This window comes from Candidatus Dependentiae bacterium (genome assembly GCA_018266175.1).
GTDB lineage: Bacteria > Babelota > Babeliae > Babelales > RVW-14 > JAFEAY01.
Genome location: JAFEAY010000011.1, coordinates 1 through 2,607, shown reverse-complemented (window position 1 = coordinate 2,607; position 2,607 = coordinate 1). Strand labels below are relative to the sequence as shown.

The following is a 2,607-nucleotide window of genomic DNA, read 5'->3' as shown; positions in this document are numbered from 1 at the left end:
GAAAGAAGCAAGCGATTTCCCGCAAGCACCTTTGAGCAGATCGGCGTTATCGGAAAAAGCCACGTAACCATCGGCGGTGATTCCCCAATACAATGGAACCTTCCCATTCCGATCAGAAGCAACGAAGAGAGTGGAGGTGGACTTGTCGAAGACGATGAAGGCGAAACTGCCGCTAAGATGGCCGACGACGTGGCTGGCCGGGTAGGGGGCTCGGTCACGGAGGGCCTTGTAAGCTTCGATCACTAGAATCACCTCGTTCGCCGATTTGGCTAAGCCGTATTGTTGCCGGAGGCTTCCTAAATTGTCCAAAACTCCCTCGAATAAACAGAAGATGTCGTCCTTCACTGCGAACGATCTGGGGCATAAGGCGGATTCAGTTTCGTGACTGTAAGCAAGCTGGACATGGTCCCCGAGCTGCAAGGACACGGCGGAGGAGTTGGTCTGGACGAACCGGTTCAAGAGAGCCGCCGATGTGGTTTTTGGCGACGGCGTACGGCTGCCGGCGGCGACTAACTCGTCCGGCGGTGACATGATGGAACTGCTAAATACTCCCAACATAGCTTTACTTTTTTTTAAAAAAAAAAAAAAAAAGACAATTGAGAAAAAAAGAAACAGAGAGTTGTTTACGGAATTGGTGAAGGTAGAAATATCAGAAGGCCGGACATGGATCCTTACAAGTACCGGCCTTCAAGTGCGTACAACACCCCATTCTGCACGACAAACTCCGGCGCACCAGTATGGAACAACACCGCCGTGATGTCCGTCGGAGAACGAGGCCCAATCCTGTTAGAAGACTATCAACTCATCGAAAAAATCGCGACCTTCACCCGCGAGCGAATCCCCGAGCGAGTAGTCCACGCCCGAGGAGCCAGCGCCAAGGGGTTCTTCGAAGTAACCCACGACATCTCCGACCTAACCTGCGCCGACTTCCTCCGTGCCCCCGGCGTCCAAACCCCCGTCATCGTCCGTTTCTCCACCGTCATCCACGAGCGCGGCAGCCCCGAAACCCTCCGTGACCCCCGTGGATTCGCCGTCAAATTCTACACACGTGAAGGCAACTTCGACTTAGTGGGCAACAACTTCCCCGTATTCTTCGTACGTGACGCAATGCAATTCCCCGACGTCATCCGTGCCTTCAAACCCAACCCAAAATCCCACCTCCAAGAGCCATGGAGATTCCTGGATTTCTGCTCTTACCATCCGGAAAGCCTTCTGTCTTTCGCTTGGTTCTACGATGACGTGGGCATCCCAATCAACTACCGCCACATGGAAGGCTTCGGCGTCCAAGCCTACTCTCTAATCAACAAAGCTGGGAAAGCCCGGCTTGTCAAATTCCATTGGAAACCCACTTGCGGTGTGAAAAGCATGCTGGAGGAGGAAGCTGTTAGGATTGGTGGGACCAACCATAGTCACGCAACTCAGGACTTGTACGAGTCCATTGCGGCTGGGAATTTCCCTGAGTGGAGACTTTATATTCAGACCATTGATTACGAGGACCAAAACAACTATGATTTTGAACCGTTAGATACCACCATCGCTTGGCCTGAGGATGTGATACCGTTGCAGCCGGTGGGACGGTTGGTGTTGAATAAGAATATTGATAACTTCTTTGCGGAGAATGAGATGTTGGCGTTCTCCATGTCGTTGGTGCCTGGGATTCATTACTCGGATGATAAGATGTTGCAAGCTAGGAGTTTTGCTTATGCGGATACACAGAGGCATCGCCTTGGACCTAACTATCTTCAGCTCCCAGTGAATGCTCCTAAATGTCCTCACCATAATAACCACCATGAAGGATTCATGAACTTCATGCATAGAGACGAGGAGGTGAATTACTTCCCTTCAAGATATGATCCTTGTCGCCATGCTGAGAAGTTCCCGATGCCGCCTAATGTGTTGAGCGGCAAAAGAGAAAGGTGTGTGATTCCCAAGGAGAATCATAACTTTAAGCAAGCTGGAGACAGATACCGATCATGGGCACCAGATAGGCAAGAGCGGTTCGTAAGACGGTTTGTGGAAGCGTTATCGGACCCCCGCGTCACACACGAGGTTCGCAACATATGGATCTCGTATTGGACTCAGGCTGACAGGTCATTGGGCCAAAAGATAGCGTCTCGTGTGAATGTGAGGCCAAACATCTAAGAAACGCCTAACATAATGGCCATTGCATGGTCATTATTCCTTTCCATTTCCACGAAGCTTCAGAATGTGTAATGTTAATATGTAAGAATTGAAGGGCATATCTGCAAAAACTAGAATCTTGGAGGAGGAAATCATCAAATGCATCTGTAAAACTAAAGATCTTGTTTTAATTTGGTACGAGTCGTCCAACTTTGTTGTTGTCTTTGCATGGGGGCTGCCAAATTGGGTGTGTTTTATCCTTTTGAGTCCCCCTTTTGGTTGCTTTGTTCTTAAGAATAAAAATGGGTTTTTTCTTTTTCTTTTTTCTTTTCTCTCTATTTCTTCTTGGTGTTGGTTGGGAAGATGATGAGAGATAGCACGTGTAATGCTTCTTTGCATTCCACTTTCGTATCAAAACCAATTCCAATGTATTATATTCCTCAAGTTATGGTAATAACATTTTAGTTTCTATGACTTCTGTTTTTG

2 protein-coding genes are annotated in these 2,607 nt (G+C 48.4%); one reads left to right on the top strand and one right to left on the bottom strand.

Annotation, left to right across the window (positions count from 1 at the left end):
* Window positions 1-558, bottom strand: a 558-nt coding sequence (locus JST56_03030; protein ID MBS1987943.1) for a hypothetical protein, incomplete at its 3' end; no start/stop codon positions are given.
* Window positions 559-663: 105 nt separating this feature from the next.
* On the opposite strand from JST56_03030, the gene JST56_03025 reads away from it, so the two are divergent.
* Window positions 664-2,142, top strand: coding sequence for a catalase (locus tag JST56_03025; GenBank protein ID MBS1987942.1), 1,479 nt, complete (start codon window positions 664-666; stop codon window positions 2,140-2,142).
* The last annotated feature ends 465 nt before the right edge of the window (window positions 2,143-2,607 follow it).